The sequence below is a fragment of the Serratia odorifera genome (assembly GCF_041448735.1).
GTDB classification, from domain to species: Bacteria; Pseudomonadota; Gammaproteobacteria; order Enterobacterales; family Enterobacteriaceae; genus Serratia_F; species Serratia_F odorifera.
The window spans coordinates 1-20,726 of record NZ_JBGMUT010000003.1 but is presented as its reverse complement, the minus strand read 5'-3'; the positions used below and the strand labels follow the sequence as shown (position 1 = coordinate 20,726).

Here is a 20,726-nt window from a genome sequence, read left to right as displayed (position 1 = left end):
TTGCGCACCCGATGCGCAAGCCAGAAGAGGCGCGTCACCCAGGTAGAGTGTCAGAGGAGCCGTTTTCCACAGACGGCACTGGAGGGGGAGTGACGCCGAGATACGCTGCATCGCGGCATGCGGTATATCGACTACAGGGGCTGAATCCCTTGGGTTGTCACCATGGTCGCCCTGTTCGGGGCGGTCAACAAGGTGGGGCGCTTCTGGGTGTATCGTAGCATTAACCTCTACGCCTGCTCCCTGTTTACCGCTCTTCCCTTGTGCCAAGGCTCTGGAATTACCCTGCCGTACGAAACGGCAAACAAACCCTGACACGAGGTTTTTTACATGAATCAAGCAGCACCCCAATCCTCCACCGTGGTGGCAAAATTCGGCGGCACCAGCGTCGCTGATTTTGAGGCCATGAACCGTAGCGCCGATGTGGTGCTGAGCAACCCTGCCGTTCGGCTGGTGGTGCTTTCCGCTTCTGCGGGCGTGACCAATCTGTTGGTGGCATTGGCTGAAGGTAGCGAAGCCGACAAACGCTCATGGCAGCTCGACGAAATTCGCCGCATTCAATACGCTATTCTCGACCGTCTCGACAACCCGACGGTGATCCGTGAAGAAATCGACCGCATGCTGGAAAATATCGCCATGCTGTCAGAAGCGGCGGCGCTGGCTACGTCAACGGCATTGACCGATGAGCTGGTCAGCCACGGCGAACTGATGTCCACCCTGCTGTTTGTCGAAATCCTGCGCCAACGTCAGGTTGCGGCGGAGTGGTTCGACGTTCGCAAGGTGATGCACACCGACGACCATTTCGGCCGCGCCACCCCGGACAGTGCGGTACTGAAGGAGCTGGCACAGACGCTGCTTCAGCCACGTCTGCAACAGGCGCTGGTCATTACCCAGGGTTTTATCGGCAGCGAACCCAAGGGACGTACTACCACGCTCGGCCGCGGCGGCAGCGACTATACCGCCGCACTGCTGGGCGAAGCGCTGAATGCCAGCCAGGTCGATATCTGGACCGACGTACCGGGCATCTACACCACCGACCCACGCGTGGTGCCGTCAGCCAAGCGCATCGATGAAATCACCTTTGAAGAAGCCGCAGAAATGGCGACCTTCGGCGCCAAAGTGCTGCACCCGGCGACCCTGCTGCCGGCGGTGCGCAGTGATATTCCGGTGTTTGTCGGCTCCAGCAAGGATCCGGCGGCCGGTGGCACCATGGTGTGCAATACCACCGACAATCCACCGCTGTTCCGCGCGCTGGCGCTGCGCCGCAAGCAAACCCTGCTGACGCTACACAGCCTGAACATGCTGCACGCACGCGGTTTTCTGGCGGAGGTGTTCAACATTCTGGCGCGCCATAATATTTCCGTCGATCTGATCACCACCTCGGAAGTCAGCGTGGCCCTGACCATGGACACCACCGGTTCGACCTCCACCAGCGGCAGTCTGCTGACCACCTCGTTGCTCACCGAGCTGTCGTCGCTGTGCCGAGTCGAAGTGGAAGAGAACCTGGCGCTGATCGCCTTAATCGGCAACAAGCTGTCCCAGGCCTGCGGCGTGGGCAAGGAAGTGTTTGGCGTGCTGGATCCGTTCAATATTCGCATGATCTGCTACGGCGCCAGCAGCTATAACCTGTGCTTCCTGGTTCCGGGCAACGACGCCGAGCAGGTTGTGCGCACCCTGCACCATAATCTGTTCGAATAATCTCTTTTACCTCATTGCGGGCGCAGCATCGCTGCGCCTCTACATCTAACAATCAGTCCATAAACGTAGGGGTTCAACCGAACCTGCAAAAACACAACCATACCCCCGTTCCACTTTGGCAAAGGAAATCAACCATGCTGGCACTTTTCACTCGTTTGTTCCCCTTGTGGGCGGTGGCGCTTTCCGTCGCCGCCTACTTCACGCCAACCACCTTTACCGGCATCGGCCCCTATATCAGCACGTTGCTGATGCTGATCATGTTCGCCATGGGCGTTACGCTGCGGCTGGACGATTTCAAGCGCGTGCTGTCACGCCCTGCGCCGGTGGCGGCGGGCATTTTTCTGCATTATCTGATTATGCCGCTGGCGGCCTGGCTGCTGGCGATGCTGTTCCATATGCCGCCGGATCTGTCCGCCGGCATGGTGCTGGTGGGCAGCGTAGCCAGCGGTACCGCATCCAACGTGATGATTTATCTGGCGAAGGGTGACGTAGCGCTGTCAGTGACCATTTCAGCGGTATCGACGTTGGTCGGCGTGTTTGCCACCCCGCTGTTGACGCGGCTGTACGTCGATGCCGAAATCAGCGTTGACGTGTTCGGCATGCTGCTCAGCATTCTGAAGATCGTGGTGATCCCCATCGGTCTGGGGCTGATCGTCCACCACCTGTTCAGCAAAACCGTCAAACGCGTTGAGCCACTCTTGCCGGCGCTGTCGGTGGTGTGCATCCTGGCCATCATCAGCGCGGTGGTCGCCGGTAGCCAGGGGCATATCGCTTCGGTCGGCCTGGTGGTGATTATCGCGGTGATCCTGCATAACGGCATTGGTCTGCTGTCGGGCTACTGGGGCGGTAAGCTGTTTGGCTTTGACGAATCCACCTGCCGTACGCTGGCCATTGAAGTCGGCATGCAGAACTCCGGGTTGGCGGCGACGCTGGGCAAGATTTACTTTTCACCGCTGGCGGCATTGCCAGGCGCGCTGTTCTCGGTCTGGCACAACCTGTCCGGCTCGTTGCTGGCGGGCTATTGGTCCGGACGACCGATTAGCAAGCAAAAAAAATAAACGCTTGCCGGGCGCGTTCGCGCCCGGCCCATTACAGCGTGCTCGGGGTATCTTCCCAATCGCGCTCGTCATCGCGCTGGTCCTGATCCAGCACGTTATACGCCACCGCGCAAAACAGCGAGTTCAGACGTTTCATATCCCCCAACAGGCCGAGATGCAGCGAGCTGGTTTCCATGCTTTGCACGTTCTGCTGATGCAGGCGATCGACGTGTGCATGGGCGTAACGCCGGTCAAGAATGCGGAAACGGTGTTTGGAACGGCGTAACCGCTTGGCACTGGTCAAATCGCTGGACAGAAACACCGACAGGCTCAGCCGCAGGTTGGTCACCAGTCGTTCGTGCAAAGCATCCAGTTCGGTCAGCCCTTCGGGAGAAAATGCCCGCCGTGCCGCATGCGACTTGGCCGCCACATCGCCGGTCATACGTTCAATGATGTCGCCGGCCTGCTCCAGGTTAAGCGCCATTTCGATGATCTCCGCCCAGCGGCGTGAATCTTCTTCGCCCAGATCTTCTTTCTGGATCTGCGCCAGATACAGTTTGATCGCGGTGTACAATACGTCTACATCGTCGTCCAGACGGCGTACTTCCTTGTCCTGCCCCAGTTTGCCGTGCAGCACTTCGTGATGCAATATCAGCATATGCTCCACCACGTCGCCCATGCGCAGCGTTTCCCGCGCCGCATTGGCCAACGCCAGCGACGGCGTATCCAGCGCGCTGGGATCCAGATGCCGCGGCCGCAGGCGCGGATCGTCTTCGGGGGCATCGGCAATCAGCATCTGGCACAGACGTGCCATCGGAGCCGCCAGAGGGATGAAGATCAGACAGCGGATCAGGTTGTAAAATACGTGGAAATAAATCACCAGCTCTTCACCCTGCCCCGGTAATTTTTCCATCGCATCTGCCAGATAAGACACAAACGGCAACACCAGCGCACTGCCTAACAGCTTGAACAGCAGACTGCCCAGCGCCACGCGGCGGCCGGCAGCGTTCTGCCCGCTGGTATTGATGGTTGCCAGCAACCCACTGCCCAGGTTGGCGCCGATCACCAGACACAGCGCCACTTTCAGGGAAATCACGCCGGAGGCGGTCAGGGTGGCGGTCAGCAGCACCGCCGCCAGGCTGGAGTAACTGATGATGGCGAACAGCGCGCCGGTTAGCGCATCGAGCATCACGTCGCCGGTCAGTGATGAAAACAGCACTTTGACGCCGGCGGCCTGGGTAATCGGCGTCGCCGCAGCGACAATCAGCTCCAACGCCAGCACGATCAGGCCAAGACCAATTGATACTCGCCCCATCTGGCCGGCACGCGTTTGCTTGCGACTGAGGAAGAAAATAACGCCGACGAAAATCAGCAGCGGCGAAAGCCAGGAAAGATCGAAGGTCAGTACCCGCGCCATCAGCGCGGTACCCACGTCGGCGCCGAGCATGATCACCAGCGCGGGCGCCAGCCCCACCAGCCCCTGCGCGACAAACGAAGTGACCAGCAGCGCGGTGGCATTACTGCTTTGCACCAGCGCGGTCACACCAATGCCGGAGGCAAACGCCAGCGGTTTTTTCTCGACGCTGTTGCTCAGTACGCGGCGCAAATTGGCGCCATAAACCCGCATAATGCCGGTGCGGACAATGTGGGTACCCCACACCAGCAGCGCAACGGCAGAAAGCAGGTGAAGAAGGGTCAGCACGGAAGGAACGCTCCATTAACGCCCGGCATGCTGGCTATCCTGCCTGCCGGGCGTGAAAAGAGCAGGACAGCAGTTACGGGCACCGACCGCCGCAAGGGGCGAAAAACCCGCCATTCGGCCCGGCATTGTCATGCAACTGCCCGTAATGTAACACTTTCCAAGTGTAGCCCAATTTCACTGCTCTCCGTAGGGAAATCGGCTACTGCGCGCTTTGACAGCGCACGCTACGCCGGACGCCACTCAGGCCGCGCCAGGCGTAGGGCCTCAATCGGCATCATACCCCAGATTGGGGGCCAGCCACCGCTCAACCTCGCTGACGCTCATGCCTTTGCGCGCCGCATAATCTTCAACCTGATCGCGCTGGATCTGTGCCACGGCGAAATATTTGCTTTGCGGATGGCTGAAGTACCACCCGGACACCGCCGCCCCAGGCCACATGGCAAAGGATTCGGTCAGCACCATACCGGTATGGCGATTAACGTCCAACAGTTGCCAGATTTCGGCCTTCTCGGTGTGCTCCGGGCAGGCCGGATATCCCGGTGCCGGACGGATACCCTGGTAATTTTCGCGGATCAATTCTTCATTGTTGAGGTTTTCGTCGGCCGCAAACCCCCAGTGCAGCTTGCGTACCTGTTCATGCAGATACTCGGCGAATGCCTCGGCCAGACGGTCTGACAGCGCCTTCACCATGATTTTGTTGTAGTCATCGTGCTGTGCGTCGTAGGCTGCCGCCAGATCGTCCTCTTCCAGCCCGCCGGTCACGGCAAACGCGCCAAAGTAATCGGCCTTGCCGCTGCTTTTCGGCGCAACGAAATCCGCCAGACAGTAGTTGGGGAAATCGGTTTTTTCGGTCTGCTGGCGTAAATGACGGCTGACCACCAGCACCTCGTCGCGCCGTTCATCACGATAGATTTCCACGTCATCGCCCACGCTGTTTGCCGGGAACAGGCCGTAGACACCGCGCGGGTTCAGGCTATGCCTGGCCGCCAGCATATCCAGCATCTGATTGGCGTCGTCGAACAGGCGTTTGGCTTCTTCACCCACCACCTCGTCTTGCAGAATGCGCGGGTATTTACCCGCCAGCGACCAGGTCATGAAGAACGGCGTCCAGTCGATGTAATGGCGCAGCGTGGCAATATCGGCCTCCACCGGGAACACGCCCAATTGCCGCGGCACCGGCGGGCTGTAGCTGTCCCAATCCAGCGCCATGGCGTTGGCGCGCGCCTTTTCCAGGCTGACCGGCGGGGTTCGCGGTTTTTTACGCCCATGCTGGATACGCACGGTTTCATACTCTTTACGCGTCCGGGCGACAAACGCGTCGCGCTGAGTGTCCGACAGCAGCGCCGACACCACGCCAACGGTGCGCGAGGCATTCTGCACGTAGGTGGTCGACCCGCTGTAGTTCTGTTCTATTTTCACCGCGGTATGGGCTTTGGAGGTGGTAGCGCCGCCAATCAGCAGCGGTAGCGTGAAACCCTGACGCTCCATTTCTTTTGCCACGTTGACCATTTCGTCCAGCGAGGGCGTGATCAGCCCCGACAGGCCAATAATATCAACGTTCTCGTCGCGCGCCGTCTTGAGAATTTTATCGGTCGGTACCATTACGCCGAGATCGATGATTTCATAGTTGTTGCACTGCAGTACCACACCGACGATATTCTTGCCGATGTCGTGTACATCCCCTTTCACCGTCGCCAGCAGGATCTTGCCGGCACTGCTGCCCTGCTGCTTGCTGGCCTGAATGTACGGTTCCAGATAGGCGACCGCCTGCTTCATCACCCGCGCGGACTTCACCACCTGCGGCAGGAACATTTTGCCTTCACCGAACAGGTCACCAACCACGTTCATGCCGGCCATCAGCGGCCCTTCGATCACCTCAATCGGCCGCGTCGCCTGCTGGCGCGCTTCTTCGGTATCCAGTTCGATAAATTCGGTGATGCCTTTCACCAGCGAGTATTCCAACCGTTTGGCCACCGGCCAGCCACGCCATTCCGCCTGCTGAACCGCGACCTCGTTGTCTTTGCTGCCACGGTATTTTTCCGCCAGCTCCAGCAGGCGTTCAGTGCCGTCCGGCCGGCGGTTGAGCACCACATCTTCCACCGCGTCGCGCAACTCGGCGGACAGGTCGTCGTAAATCGCCAACTGGCCAGCGTTGACGATGCCCATATCCATGCCGTTGCGGATCGCGTGATAGAGAAACACCGCGTGGATCGCTTCGCGCACCGGATCGTTGCCACGGAACGAGAACGACACGTTGGAAACACCGCCGGAGATCATCGCATGCGGCAAATGAGTTTTAATGTCGGCGCAGGCTTCGATAAAGTCGACGGCGTAGTTGTTATGCTCGTCAATACCGGTTGCCACGGCGAAAATGTTGGGGTCAAAAATGATGTCTTCCGGCGGGAAGCCAACGCGTTCGGTCAGGATCTTGTAGGCGCGGCGGCAAATGTCGAACTTGCGTTCGCGGGTATCCGCCTGGCCAACCTCGTCAAACGCCATCACCACCACCGCTGCGCCGTAGCGACGTACCAGTTTTGCGTGGTGAATAAACGCCTCTTCGCCCTCTTTCATTGAAATCGAGTTGACGATGCCTTTGCCCTGAATGCACTTCAGGCCTTTTTCGATCACCTGCCATTTGGAGGAGTCGATCATGATTGGCACACGGGCGATGTCTGGCTCACCGGCAATCAGGTTGAGGAAGCGCACCATCGCCGCTTCGGCGTCGAGCATGCCCTCGTCCATGTTGATGTCGATGATCTGCGCGCCGCTCTCCACCTGCTGACGCGCCACGTCCAGCGCTTCGTTATACTTTTCTTCTTTGATCAAGCGCTTGAAGCGTGCTGAGCCGGTGACATTGGTGCGCTCGCCGACGTTGACGAACAGCGATTTGGCGTCAATGTTCAGCGGCTCCAGGCCGGAAAGTCGGCAGGCGACCGGGATATCCGGCAGTCGACGCGGCGGCACGCCCTCAACCGCCTTGGCCATCGCCGCAATATGCGCCGGCGTGGTGCCGCAGCAACCGCCGATAATATTCAGGAAACCGGCATGCGCCCATTCGCTGACCTGCTTCGCCATTTCTTCGGCATCGAGATCGTATTCGCCAAAGGCGTTCGGCAGGCCGGCGTTGGGGTGTGCGGTAACGTAACTTTCACTAATTCGCGCCAGCTCCGCCACGTACTGGCGCAGTTCGTCCGGCCCCAATGCGCAGTTGAGGCCAAAGGACAGCGGTTTGACGTGGCGCAACGAGTTGTAGAACGCTTCGGTAGTCTGGCCGGAGAGCGTGCGGCCGGAAGCATCAGTGATGGTGCCGGAAATCATGATCGGCAGCGTCACCCCCAGCGCTTCGAATTCGGTTTCAACGGCAAATGCGGCGGCTTTGGCGTTCAGGGTATCAAAGATGGTTTCGATCATGATCAGATCGACACCGCCGGCCACCAGCGCGCGGGTGGACTCGCGATAGGCGGCGACCAACTCATCAAACGACACATTACGAAAAGCCGGATCGTTGACATTCGGCGAAATGGACGCGGTGCGGTTGGTTGGACCGAGCACCCCAGCCACGTAGCGCGGCCGTTGCGGCGTGCGCGCCGTCCACGCATCGGCGCAGGCGCGCGCCAGGCAGGCGGCCTGATAATTGATTTCGGCTGACAGCGATTCCATATGGTAATCGGCCATGGCGATCGGGGTAGCGTTAAAGGTATTGGTTTCGAGAATATCGGCGCCGGCGGCCAGGTAGCCGTCATGTATGGCGGTAATGATTTCCGGCCGGGTCAACACCAGCAGGTCGTTGTTGCCTTTCAGATCGCTCTGCCAGTCGGCAAAACGTTCGCCGCGATAGTCTTCTTCCAGCAGCCCATAGCTCTGGATCATGGTGCCCATACCGCCGTCCAGCAGCAAAATGCGCTGCGCAAGCTGCTGACGCAGTTGTTCTACTCGATTCGTCACTGTAACCCCTTCTCCCCTCGCTATTCCACGCCTCGCCGGCGCCAGCTGCGCGACGTTGTTCGCCCACGACGGGCTTTATTGTTCGGGCTGCGCCTTGCTGCAACGTAAAACCTACGGGCCTGTAATGCCATCAGCCAATCGTTCTAAAAACGAACCATCCTAGCACAGTAAAGTGAGGCAGAGGGGGCAGCACCAATTGAGAGTTTTTCAGGATAGAGGTTTAACACATCCGATGAGCGCAATCACATATTGCAATTCATACTCAAAAAACGAAAATGAATTCCATAATACGGAAAAAGGAAGCTTGAACATGGCCACACCCGTTCCTGCCAAACGCGGCAAGAAACCGCGCGCCACCGCTGCGGCTACCAGCAGCGCCACCGGACAGGTGCAATCACTGACCCGCGGCCTGAAATTGCTGGAATACATCGCCGAAGCACAGGGTAATGTCGCGCTGACCGATCTGGCTCAGCAGGCAGGCCTGCCGAACTCCACCACCCACCGCCTGTTGACTACCATGCAGCAGCAAGGTTTCGTACGCCAGGTGGGCGATCTGGGTCTGTGGACCATTGGCTCGCATGCGTTTGTGGTCGGCAGCAGCTTCCTGCAAAGCCGCAACCTGCTGGCGATGGTGCACCCGACGCTGCGCCGTTTGATGGAGGAGTCCGGTGAAACCGTCAATCTGGCGGTGCTGGATACCAGTGAATATCAGGCGATTATTATCGATCAAGTACAATGTACCGCGTTGATGCGCATGTCGGCGCCCATCGGCGGTAAATTGCCGATGCACGCATCCGGCGCAGGCAAAGCGTTTCTCTCCACTCTGTCCGACGAGCAGGTAACCAGGCTGTTGCACCAGAAGGGCATGCAGACCTATACCCCGCATACCCTGACGCCGCATAACCTGAAGGAAGGACTGGCGCAGATCCGCAAGCAGGGGTTTTCCTTTGATGATGAAGAACATGCGCTGGGACTACGCTGCGTTGCGGCCTGTATTTTTGATGAGCATCGCGAAGCATTCGCGGCGATTTCCATTTCCGGGCCGGTGTCGCGCATTACCGATAACCGCGTTATCGAACTGGGCGCGCTGGTGATCCACGCGGCGAAAGAGATAAGCCTGGCCTACGGCGGCGTACGCTGATTTGCCTCTCCTTTCCCTGCGGTACCGGCCTTGTGGGGAAAGGGCCTCCCCTCCATCACTCTCCTATCGCGTGATACCACCACCCGCATAATTCCTGTACGAAAAGTTTGATTCCGATCACAGTTAATGACGGCAAAAGGTAAAGCTGATTGCCTCCGACGCCGCTTGCACCGACAATGTTACCGATAACATGTTACCGGTAACAAAGACACCGCAAGGTAACGATACCCATCGCGTTTGGAGCTAAGCCATGACCAATAATCAAAACCGTATCTACGTCATCATGGGCGTTTCCGGCAGTGGCAAATCTGCCGTCGCCGGTGCCGTTGCCCGCCAACTTTCCGCCGGTTTTCTGGATGGCGACTTCCTGCACCCACGCAGCAATATCATGAAAATGGCCGACGGCGTGGCGCTGAACGACGACGATCGCGCACCCTGGCTGGCGGCGCTCAATGACGCCGCGTTCGCCATGCAACGCACCAATAACGTGTCGATTATCGTGTGCTCCGCGCTGAAAAAGCACTACCGCGATCGTCTGCGCGCCGGTAACGGCAACCTGTCGTTTATTTATCTGCACGGCGACCTGCCGGTGATCGAAGCGCGCCTCAGCGCCCGCAAAGGCCACTTCTTCAAACCACAGATGCTGGTATCGCAGTTTGACGCACTGGAACAGCCAGGTATTGATGAAAGTGATGTGATGGCGGTGGATATCAACCAGCCGCTGGAAGGGGTGATTGCCGATACCTTGCAACATATTCAAAGCTTTATGCCGCAGGAAGACTGCGCGTAAGTAAATAGCGCCTCCGGCTCGGCGGATCACCTCGGCGAGCCCTCGTTAAATTCGACACCTTTAAAACAACACCATGATTGGCCCTGGCATCACCGGGCCCGCCATTACTGGCGATAACTATAACGACAATGTGAGGAAGGTATGATTAATTCAACCCTATCCCGTGTAACACAGCGCATTATTGAACGCTCCAAAGGCAGCCGCGCCGCCTATCTGGCACGAATCGACGCCGCCCGCAGCCAAACCGTGCATCGCGCCCAACTGGCCTGCGGTAATCTGGCACACGGCTTTGCCGCCTGCCAACCGGAAGATAAAAACGCGCTGAAAAACATGGTGCGCAGCGATATCGCCATCATCACCGCCTACAACGATATGCTGTCCGCCCACCAGCCCTACGAAGATTATCCGCAAAAGCTGAAACAGGCGTTGAACGCCGTCGGGGCGGTCGGTCAGGTGGCCGGTGGCGTACCGGCAATGTGCGACGGTGTGACCCAGGGACAGGACGGCATGGAACTGTCGCTGATGAGCCGAGATGTGATCGCCATGTCGGCGGCGGTCGGGCTTTCGCATAATATGTTCGATGGCGCGCTGTTCCTCGGCATCTGCGACAAGATTGTTCCGGGGCTGGTGATGTCCGCGCTGTCGTTCGGCCATTTGCCTGCGGTGTTCGTGCCCGCCGGACCGATGAGCAGCGGCCTGCCAAATAAAGAGAAAGTCCGCGTGCGCCAGCTGTATGCCGAAGGCAAGGCAGACCGCCAGGCACTGCTGGAGGCGGAGGCCGCCTCGTATCATAGCATTGGCACCTGTACGTTCTACGGCACAGCCAATACCAACCAGATGATCATGGAAGTGATGGGCCTGCACCTGCCGGGCGCCTCGTTTGTGCATCCGGATACGCCGCTGCGCGCCGCGCTTACCGATGCCGCCGCTCGCCAGGTCACTCGCCTGACCGAAACCGCCGGCAATTATCTGCCCATCGGCCAGTTGATGGACGAAAAAGTGGTGGTCAACGGCATCGTTTCGCTGCTGGCCACCGGCGGCTCCACCAACCTGACCATGCATATGGTGGCCATGGCGCGCGCCGCCGGTATCATCATCAACTGGGATGATTTTTCCGAGTTGTCGGACGCCGTGCCGCTACTGTGCCGCATTTACCCCAACGGCCCGGCCGATATCAACCAGTTCCAGGCCGCCGGTGGCGTGCAATTGGTAGTGCGCGAACTGTTGAAACATGGCTTGCTGCACCGTGACGTACACACCGTCGCCGGATTTGGCCTTGAGCGTTACACCCAGGAACCGTGGCTGGACAACGGCAACCTGGCATGGCGCGACGGCGCGGAAAGCTCGCTCGATCCTCAGGTTATCGCCAGCATCGCCCAGCCGTTCGAGCACCACGGCGGGACCAAGGTGCTGTCCGGCAATCTTGGTCGCGCGGTGATGAAAACCTCGGCCGTGCCGGCGGATAACCAGATTATCGAAGCACCGGCGGTGGTGTTTGACAGTCAGCACGACATCGTTCCAGCCTTCGAAGCCGGACTGCTGAACAAAGACTGCGTGGTGGTGGTGCGTTTCCAGGGGCCGCAGGCCAATGGCATGCCAGAACTGCACAAGTTGATGCCGCCGCTTGGCGTGCTGATGGATCGTGGTTTCAAGGTGGCGCTGGTGACCGATGGTCGATTGTCTGGTGCTTCCGGCAAAGTCCCCTCCGCCATCCACGTTACGCCGGAAGCCTATACCGGCGGTATGTTGGCGAAAGTACGTAACGGCGACATCATCCGCGTCAATGGCCACAGCGGCGAACTGGAACTGCGGGTTGATGCGGCCGAACTGGCCGCGCGCGAAGCGTATCTCCCAGATCTGAACGCCGAGCACATCGGCTGCGGGCGCGAACTGTTTGGCGCACTGCGCAGCCAGCTTTCTGGCGCGGAACAGGGTGCCTGCTGCATCAAATTTTAATCGACGGGGAAACGCGGCCGTGGGGGCGTCATCCTGTTATCGGCCGTCGGTTTCCCGCCCCAACGTTGAAGAGAGAGTAAATGAAGAATTGGAAAACGAGCGCCGAGCAGATTCTGAGCGCCGGCCCGGTAGTACCGGTGATTGTCATTAACAAACTGGAGCATGCGGTGCCGCTGGCGAAGGCGCTGGTCGCCGGCGGCGTACGGGTGTTGGAAGTGACGCTGCGTACCGCCTGTGCCATCGACGCGATTCGCGCCATCGCCGACGCGGTACCAGACGCCATCATCGGTGCCGGCACCGTCATTAATCCTAAGCAATTACAACAGGTGACCGAGGCTGGCGCGCAGTTCGCCATCAGTCCTGGCCTGACCGCCGAGCTGCTGAGCGCCGCAACCGCCGGCAGCATTCCCTTGATTCCGGGTATCAGCACCGTGTCTGAACTGATGCTGGGTATGGATCATGGTCTGCGTGAATTCAAGTTCTTCCCGGCGGAAGCCAACGGCGGTGTGAAAGCGCTGCAGGCCATCTGCGGTCCGTTCCCACAGGTGCGCTTCTGCCCAACCGGCGGTATTTCACCTGGCAACTACCGTGACTATCTGGCGCTGAACAGCGTGCTGTGCATCGGTGGTTCCTGGCTGGTGCCTGCCGATGCGCTGGAAAGCGGCGACTATGCGCGTATTACCGAGCTGGCTCGCGCAGCCGTCGCCGGCGCGCAGGCATAAGCAGTAATAAGAGCGCAGGCCGCTGCGCTCTTATACCGTCGCGGAGGTTGCCGGCAGATCCGCGCCGCTGCGCTGGCTGAAACGCCGTTTTTTGCGGTAGGCGAACACGTCTTCAACGTGCCCCTGACGAATGCGCTGCTGCAAACCGCGCCAGTATTGCGCGGTAAATAAATCGCCGTGCAACTCTTCAAACACCTGGCGGATCCGTCGATCGCTGCACAGGAAGTGGCGGAACTCCTCCGGGAACACATCATTGGGTGACGTGCTGTACCACGGTTCGCTGGCCAATTCGTCTTCCGGGTAACGTGGCGGCGGAATATCGCGAAAATTCACTTCGGTCATGTAACAGATTTCGTCATAATCATAGAACACTACCCGCCCATGGCGGGTAACGCCAAAATTCTTGAACAGCATATCGCCCGGGAAAATATTGGCCGCCGCCAGCTGCTTTATCGCATTGCCGTATTCTTCAATCGCATCACGCAACTGCCGATCGCTGGCCTGCTCAAGGTACAGGTTGAGCGGCGTCATGCGGCGCTCCATGTACAAATGTCTGATAACGATCTGCTCACCCAGATCTACCAGTTTTTCCGGCACTTCGCGCTGTAACTCCGCCATCAGTTCCGGGCTGATGCGCGCCTTGTCGATGACGAAGTTTTCATACTCTTGCGTATCCGCCATTCGCCCAACGCGATCGTGCTCTTTCACCAACTGATAGCAGGCCATCACCTGCGCCTGGGTAACCTCTTTTTGCGGTGCGAACTGGTCTTTGATCACCTTGAATACCCGATCGAACGACGGCAGGGTAAATACCAGCATCACCATGCCCTTAACCCCCGGCGCAATAATGAACTGCTGTTGCGAAGCGGACATAAACGTCAGATATTCTCGGTAACATTCTGTTTTACCATGTTTTTGGCAGCCAATCGCCATATACAGTTCGGCGGTGGTCTTACCTGGCAAAATTTCACGCAGCCATTCAACCATCGCCGCCGGCAGCGGTGCATACACCATAAAGTAGGAACGGGCGAAGCCAAACACGATGCTGGCCTCCTCCTTGCGGGTCAGACAGGTATCGATAAACAGCGCCCCCGCATCGCTACGGTGGATCGGCAGCAGAAACGGGAATACCCCGCCTGCGGTGCGCAGTTTACCCACCAGCCAGGCCGCCTTATTGCGGTAAAACAGCTCGTTGGCAATGTGGAAAGTCGCACCGGACAGCTGTGCGGCGCTGAAATCCTGCTGCAACGCCGCCGTGATGTAACCAATGTCGCGTGGCAAATCCTCCCACGGCAGACGCAACGGCAAGTCGCTTAACAGATTATTCAGCATCGCCGGTAATGAGTCGTTGGCCATGAAATCCCGCGCCAACGGGCGCGGAATATCGCGAAAACGCCGTTCGGGCTGCGAACTGAAGACAAACAGTTTATCCGGCGTAAGATCGCGGTGTTTGAACAGGCGGCAATAGACCGAATTGAAGAAGCTTTCGGCGATTTCAAAACGCGGATAATCCGGCAACAGCTCGGTATACACCGCCTTCACCCGGCTGGGGAACAGCGCATCGAAGTACTTTTGCCCGGTGATGCATTTAAGCTGTTCCACCACCAACCCCACGTGGTGGTCGTAGAGATGGATACGTTTTTTCATCGCCTGTTGCACTGCCGGCCAGTCGGCCCGTTCAAAGCGCTGTTGCGCCCCGGCGGTGACCTCCAGAAAGCGGCCATACTGTGCATCAAAACCTTGCAGGATGGTCTGCGCGATCAACAATTCCAGTTTTGCCGCCATCGTGTGCTCCCCCCAACGGATGAGGCCGGGATGCCGGCCCTCTAAGCATGCCAACCCCAAACCGTCGGCTCAGCGCTAGAACTGCTGCTCTTCGGTCGATCCGGTCAGTGCTGTGACGGACGAGGCACCTCCCTGGATCACCGTAGTGACCTTATCGAAATAACCGGTACCCACCTCCTGCTGGTGCGAGGCAAAGGTATAGCCACGGCTGACGGCATCAAACTCCGGCTGCTGCACTTTGTCGACGTAGTGCTTCATGCCTTCGCCCTGCGCATAGGCATGCGCCAGATCGAACATGTTGAACCACATGCTGTGTATGCCAGCCAGCGTGATGAACTGGTATTTGTAGCCCATCGCCGACAGTTCGTCCTGGAAGCGGGCAATGGTCTGATCGTCGAGGTTCTTTTTCCAGTTGAACGACGGCGAACAGTTATAGGCCAGCAACTTGCCCGGGAATTTGGCGTGGATGGCATCGGCAAAGCGCTTGGCGGCCGCCAAATCCGGCGTCGAGGTTTCACACCACACCAGATCGGCATAAGGTGCATAGGCCAGACCACGGCTGATCGCCTGCTCGATGCCGGCATGGGTACGGAAGAAGCCTTCGGCGGTGCGCTCACCGCTGATGAATGCGCTGTCGTACGGGTCACAGTCCGAGGTCAGCAGATCGGCCGCGTCGGCGTCGGTACGGGCAATCAGCAGCGTCGGTACGCCCAGTACATCGGCTGCCAAGCGCGCCGCGACCAGTTTCTGAATCGCTTCCTGCGTTGGCACCAATACCTTGCCGCCCATATGGCCGCATTTTTTAACCGCCGCCAATTGATCTTCAAAGTGCACGCCGGCCGCGCCGGCTTCAATCATCGCCTTCATCAGCTCAAAGGCATTCAGTACGCCGCCAAAACCGGCCTCCGCATCGGCAACGATCGGCAGGAAATAATCGGTATAACCCTGGCTGCCCGGCTCGATTTTATTCGCCCACTGGATCTGATCGGCACGGCGGAAGCTGTTATTGATGCGCTCAACCACTGCCGGAACCGAATCAACCGGATACAGCGACTGGTCAGGATACATCGCCGACGCGCTGTTGGCGTCAGCCGCTACCTGCCAGCCTGACAGATAGATCGCCTCGACGCCGGCCTTGGCCTGTTGCAGCGCCTGCCCACCGGTTAACGCCCCCAGGCTGTTGACGTAGCCCTTGCGCGATTTGCCATGCAGCAGTTCCCACAGTTTGACGGCACCGTTTTGCGCCAGCGTACACGCCGGGTTAACCGAACCACGCAGGTTGATTACGTCTTGCGCACTGTACGGGCGGGTAATGCCTTCCCAGCGTGCCGATGTCCAGTCCTGTTCCAGCTGTTCAATCTGTTGGGTACGAGAGAGAGTCATAATTTTATCCTTGAGTTGTAGGGTTAATTATCAGCAGCGGTTCAGGCCAGGAGCTCATAACCGGGTAAGGTCAGGAAATCGATTAATTCATCCTGGGTGGTAATACGCTCCATCAGGCGTGCCGCTTCTTGGTAGCGGCCGGCGTTAAAACGTGTCTCGCCGACTTCATCGCGTATCACCGACATCTCTTCTTTCAGCATCTGGCAGAACAGCGCCTTGGTAACCGGCAGTCCGTCGCTGAGGGATTTTTCGTGGTGGATCCATTGCCAAATCGAGGTACGGGAAATCTCCGCCGTAGCGGCGTCTTCCATCAGGCCGTAAATCGGTACGCAGCCGTTACCGGAAATCCATGCCTCAATGTATTGCACCGCTACGCGAATGTTGGCACGCATGCCCGCTGCGGTACGCTCGCCTTCACAAGGCTCCAGCAGTTGCTCGGCGGTGATCGGCGCGTCGTTTTCACGCAGCACCGCCAATTGGTTCTGGCGTTCGCCCAGCGCGTGGTTAAACACCTCCATGACGGTATCCGCCAGTCCGGGGTGCGCTACCCAGGTGCCGTCATGACCATTGTCGGCTTCCAGCTGTTTGTCGGCGCGCACCTTATCCAATACCACGGCATTTTGCTCCGCCTCCTTGCTGGGGATAAATGCCGCCATGCCGCCCATGGCAAACGCACCGCGCCTGTGGCAGGTTTTAATCAGCAGCCGAGAATAGGCGCTGAGGAACGGTTTATTCATGGTCACCGACTGGCGATCCGGCAGCACCCGGTCGCCATGGTTCTTCAGCGTTTTGATATAGCTGAAGATGTAATCCCAGCGGCCGCAGTTCAGCCCGACGATATGATCGCGCAGGTGATAGAGGATTTCGTCCATCTGGAAGACTGCCGGTAAGGTTTCAATCAACACCGTGGCCTTGATGGTGCCACGCGGCAGAGCAAAACGATCTTCGGCAAAGCTGAAGACCTCGCTCCACCAGGCAGCCTCCTGCCAGGATTGGGTTTTCGGCAGGTAAAAATACGGGCCGCTGCCGTTAGCCAGCAACTGGCGATAGTTATGGAAGAAATAGAGTGCGAAATCGAACAGGCCGCCAGGAATCGCTTCGCCATGCCACTGCACGTGTTTTTCCGGCAGATGCAGCCCACGAACGCGAGCAATCAGCACCGCCGGATTGGGCTTCAGTTGATAAATTTTACCGGCTTCATTGGTATAGGAAATGGTGCCGTTAACCGCATCGTGCAGATTGATTTGCCCATCGATGACCTTTTCCCAGCTCGGTGCCAGCGAATCTTCAAAGTCGGCCATGAATACCTTGACGTTGGCGTTCAGCGCATTGATCACCATTTTGCGCTCAACCGGCCCGGTAATTTCTACCCGACGGTCACGTAAATCAGCCGGAATGCCACGGATAACCCATTCACTTTCACGAATGGAACTGGTTTCCGAAATAAATCCTGGCAGCGCACCGCGATCGATATCTGCCTGCCAGGCGCTGCGCGCCGCCAAGAGTTTGTTACGCTGTGGGGTAAATTTACTGACCAATTCTGTCAAAAACTCAACCGCATCATCCGTCAGAACCTGGCGCTCAGCGGCGCCAAAAGCCTGTGTAAAGGTTAACTCCGTGCCTACCATCTGCTGTGTCATTACCGTGCTCCTTCCCATCTTGCCGCTTTGCCATTGGCAATCGGCCGGTACCCATGCACCAAAATGCGTGCGCTTCAGGGCGGATATAAACCATCGCCAACTGGTCAGATCTGGTTCCGCGTGATCTAAGAATAACCAAGTAAATTTAAAAATCAAAAACGATTTCCATTTTTAAAATAAATATTTTATTAGTTGTTTTTTATCAAGTAGTTAACAAGGTTATTGCATAAAGCACATAAGGAAAGCGCTTCCATATTAATATGGAATTGTAGCTAATAGGTTGTAATAGAAGGATTTTAACGATTAAAACAAGCAGGAGCGGAACGGGGGAGACGAACATCAGCATCGGGGCGGCCTCGATTCAGCCGCCAAAACCAGAGAAAGATTATTCGAGGGTCGGATTCATATGGCGCAGATCGAACGGGGTGATCTGATAAACAAAATAGTTCAGCCAATTGGTAAACAGCAGATGGCCATGGCTGCGCCAGGTAGCTTTTGGTGCGAGTTGAGGATTGTCATCAGGGAAGTAATTCAGTGGAACCGAGGGGTTAAGGCCGGCATCATAATCCCGACAATACTCTCCCGCCAGCGTCAACGCATCGTATTCTGGATGACCGGTAACAAACGCCAGTCGTTTGTCTTTGCTGGCAAACAGATAGGCGCCGGTTTGCTCCGACTCGGCCAAGATATCGAGATCGGTATATTGACGGATGATATCGGTGGGGAAGTCGGCATAACGCGAGTGCGGCGCCAAAAAGGTTTCGTCAAAACCACGGGTCAATAACGCGTGCGGTTGCAGCGTTTGATGCTGGTACACCCCGGACAACTTTACATCGCGCGTCATCTTGGGGATGCCGTACAGGATATTTAGCGCAGCCTGTACCGCCCAGCACACGAACAGCGTCGAGGTCACGTGATTCTTCGCCCAATCGATAACGCGTTCAATCTGAGGCCAGTAGGCGACGTCACAGAAATCAACCAGACCTAATGGCGCGCCGGTCACGATCAGGCCGTCAAAGTTTTCGTTTTGTATGTCTTCAAAATCACAATAGAAGTTATTCAGGTGCTCGGCCGGGGTGTTCTTTGATTCGCGGCTGTCGATACGCAGCAACTGAATGTCGATTTGCAGCGGAGAATTGGACAGCAGCCGCAGGAACTGGTTTTCCGTCTCGATCTTTTTCGGCATCAGGTTAAGGATCAGCACTTTCAATGGCCTGATTTCCTGTGTTTTTGCTCGTGAGGATGCCATGACAAAGACATTCTCATTTCGCAAGAAACTTACCGCAGGCAGCTCATCAGGAACACGAATCGGCATTACTTACCCCTCACACATCCGTTTATACGTTTAGACTTCTAGATGCCCGAAGATAACGTTTTTTCTGCGTAATGTCGAGCCTGTAACCGAAAGGTGAAAATGTTTCATTACCGGCACGGACAACGCCTAAATCAACGCTTACGCAGTACGCCGTCTGGATTGGCATTTACCATACCGCAGCTTTCACCATTGGTAATGATCATGTATTCACCTAATCGATGCAGCTTAAGCTCACAAGGGGTATCCGTCGGTTGCTGGGCCACTAAGCGCGCGTCCTGGTTCATTGCCGGCTCAGTAAACGGGAAGGTAAAACTGATACGGTTCGGATCTTGCCCCCCTCCGACAAACTGATATTCAGCCCGCGTTTTGGTCACTATCAACCGCCGCCGGCTATCATTGCTTGACCAGGATCCCTGCCAGCCTGTGGGCGCTACATTGTCCAATAACCGTACCGAATCAGCCTTTATCCAATTCGCCGTTTGTATTCCTTTGGCGCTAATGTAATAACCACAGCGATATCCCCGCTGTTCTGGCCCGACGACCAAGCGATCGCCCGGCACCAGGTAATTACGCCCTTGCTGGAAATGACCATTTTCTAAGTTGGGGTTATCATTCCAATCGCTTGGATAGCGGTATTCATAGAAGACGCTTTTGACTATTGTTTCAGCCAGTTGTGCCGTATCTTGCGGTTGTTCATCCTGCGCACCATAGCAAAACAACCCCGAATCAGCCACCGCGGGCACACTGCAAGTCAGGGCCAGAACGGTGGCGCAGCCGGTGAATATATTGCCTAGTTTCATTAGTTACTCCTGAAATACCTAAGGGAATAGCAGCAATTGTACTCAATTCCTCGCTCTGTGGGCTATAAAGGTCAAACCACCGGTAAAACACCAAAAGACAGGCAAATAGAACAGGTCAATCGATAAGATATCGGGAAAAAGATATGAAAAAGCCCCATGCTGTCGCATGGGGCTGTTGAAATGGATGCCTGCCCGTGTCCTGCAATATTCGTTTCATGCGAAGATTCTCCCCTACGGCGTTCCCATCCGTTCCAGACGGATACCATACTTGGGCGGCACAGCAACTGACAGACAAAACAAAAAGCCCTACGTTTTCACGTAGGGCTTGTTGCTTTATTTGATGCCTGGCAGTGTCCTACTCTCGCATGGGGAGACCCCACACTACCATCGGCGCTACGGCGTTTCACTTCTGAGTTCGGCATGGGGTCAGGTGGGACCACCGCGCTATTGCCGCCAAGCAAATTCTTTTTCTGCCGAACTTCTCAACCCACTTAAATAAAGTGGTGCTGATACCCAGAGTCGAACTGGGGACCTCACCCTTACCAAGGGTGCGCTCTACCAACTGAGCCATATCAGCACACTAATTTGATGCCTGGCAGTGTCCTACTCTCGCATGGGGAGACCCCACACTACCATCGGCGCTACGGCGTTTCACTTCTGAGTTCGGCATGGGGTCAGGTGGGACCACCGCGCTATTGCCGCCAGGCAAATTCTGTTTCATTCCAACCGCTTCACTTCACGTAAAGCCATCAGAACCAATCTCGGAACCAGCTGAATATCTTCGTCTCTAAAACACCTTCGGTGTTGTAAGGTTA

13 protein-coding genes, 1 tRNA gene, 2 rRNA genes and 1 riboswitch are annotated in these 20,726 nt (G+C 57.2%); of the genes, 6 read left to right on the top strand and 10 right to left on the bottom strand.

The features are described from left to right. Positions 1–16 precede the first annotated feature (16 nt). Positions 17–211: riboswitch (Lysine riboswitch) on the top strand. A 116-nt stretch (positions 212–327) separates the two neighbouring features. Beyond that, positions 328–1,695 (top strand): lysine-sensitive aspartokinase 3, encoded by a 1,368-nt coding sequence (gene lysC, locus ACCC84_RS10550; RefSeq protein WP_004957828.1) that lies wholly within the window; start codon positions 328–330, stop codon positions 1,693–1,695. Positions 1,696–1,829: 134 nt separating this feature from the next. Beyond that, positions 1,830–2,753 (top strand): ketopantoate/pantoate/pantothenate transporter PanS, encoded by a 924-nt coding sequence (gene panS / locus ACCC84_RS10545; protein WP_088499808.1) that lies wholly within the window; start codon positions 1,830–1,832, stop codon positions 2,751–2,753. A gap of 31 nt (positions 2,754–2,784) precedes the next feature. Here the strand turns inward: panS and ACCC84_RS10540 are convergent, their stop codons facing one another. Continuing rightward, positions 2,785–4,434 (bottom strand): Na/Pi cotransporter family protein, encoded by a 1,650-nt coding sequence (locus tag ACCC84_RS10540; RefSeq protein ID WP_004957826.1) that lies wholly within the window; start codon positions 4,432–4,434, stop codon positions 2,785–2,787. 264 nt (positions 4,435–4,698) lie between these two features. Then, positions 4,699–8,379, bottom strand: coding sequence for a methionine synthase (gene metH, locus ACCC84_RS10535; protein WP_004957823.1), 3,681 nt, complete (start codon positions 8,377–8,379; stop codon positions 4,699–4,701). 310 nt (positions 8,380–8,689) lie between these two features. On the opposite strand from metH, the gene iclR reads away from it, so the two are divergent. The 4 genes from iclR to ACCC84_RS10515 all read left to right on the top strand — a co-directional run bounded on the left by iclR (position 8,690) and on the right by ACCC84_RS10515 (position 12,988). Then, positions 8,690–9,520: a glyoxylate bypass operon transcriptional repressor IclR gene (iclR, locus tag ACCC84_RS10530; RefSeq protein WP_004957820.1), complete on the top strand. Its 831-nt coding sequence runs from the start codon at positions 8,690–8,692 to the stop codon at positions 9,518–9,520. Between the two features lie 250 nt (positions 9,521–9,770). Next, positions 9,771–10,310, top strand: a complete 540-nt coding sequence (gene gntK / locus ACCC84_RS10525) for a gluconokinase (RefSeq protein WP_004957818.1) — start codon at positions 9,771–9,773, stop codon at positions 10,308–10,310. Between the two features lie 141 nt (positions 10,311–10,451). Next, positions 10,452–12,266, top strand: coding sequence for a phosphogluconate dehydratase (edd, locus tag ACCC84_RS10520; protein WP_371901904.1), 1,815 nt, complete (start codon positions 10,452–10,454; stop codon positions 12,264–12,266). Between the two features lie 80 nt (positions 12,267–12,346). Further along, entirely contained in the window at positions 12,347–12,988 is a 642-nt protein-coding gene (locus tag ACCC84_RS10515; protein ID WP_004957809.1) for a bifunctional 4-hydroxy-2-oxoglutarate aldolase/2-dehydro-3-deoxy-phosphogluconate aldolase, read from the top strand. 30 nt (positions 12,989–13,018) lie between these two features. On the opposite strand, the gene aceK is transcribed toward ACCC84_RS10515, so the two are convergent. The 8 genes from aceK to rrf (ACCC84_RS10475) all read right to left on the bottom strand — a co-directional run bounded on the left by aceK (position 13,019) and on the right by rrf (ACCC84_RS10475) (position 20,617). Next, positions 13,019–14,773 carry a bifunctional isocitrate dehydrogenase kinase/phosphatase gene (gene aceK, locus ACCC84_RS10510; protein WP_371901903.1) on the bottom strand — a complete coding sequence of 585 codons (1,755 nt, stop codon included), beginning with the start codon at positions 14,771–14,773 and terminating at the stop codon, positions 13,019–13,021. Positions 14,774–14,848: 75 nt separating this feature from the next. Then, positions 14,849–16,156, bottom strand: a complete 1,308-nt coding sequence (gene aceA, locus ACCC84_RS10505; protein ID WP_004957805.1) for an isocitrate lyase — start codon at positions 16,154–16,156, stop codon at positions 14,849–14,851. A 41-nt stretch (positions 16,157–16,197) separates the two neighbouring features. Then, positions 16,198–17,796 (bottom strand): malate synthase A, encoded by a 1,599-nt coding sequence (gene aceB / locus ACCC84_RS10500; protein ID WP_004957802.1) that lies wholly within the window; start codon positions 17,794–17,796, stop codon positions 16,198–16,200. 385 nt (positions 17,797–18,181) lie between these two features. Further along, entirely contained in the window at positions 18,182–19,111 is a 930-nt protein-coding gene (gene metA / locus ACCC84_RS10495) for a homoserine O-acetyltransferase MetA (protein ID WP_004957799.1), read from the bottom strand. Between the two features lie 131 nt (positions 19,112–19,242). Next, positions 19,243–19,911, bottom strand: a complete 669-nt coding sequence (locus tag ACCC84_RS10490; RefSeq protein ID WP_004957797.1) for a hypothetical protein — start codon at positions 19,909–19,911, stop codon at positions 19,243–19,245. Positions 19,912–20,253: 342 nt separating this feature from the next. Then, positions 20,254–20,369 (bottom strand): 5S ribosomal RNA (gene rrf, locus ACCC84_RS10485). Positions 20,370–20,412: 43 nt separating this feature from the next. Further along, positions 20,413–20,488: transfer RNA gene (locus tag ACCC84_RS10480), tRNA-Thr, on the bottom strand. Positions 20,489–20,501: 13 nt separating this feature from the next. Continuing rightward, positions 20,502–20,617, bottom strand: a 5S ribosomal RNA gene (gene rrf / locus ACCC84_RS10475). Positions 20,618–20,726 lie beyond the last annotated feature (109 nt).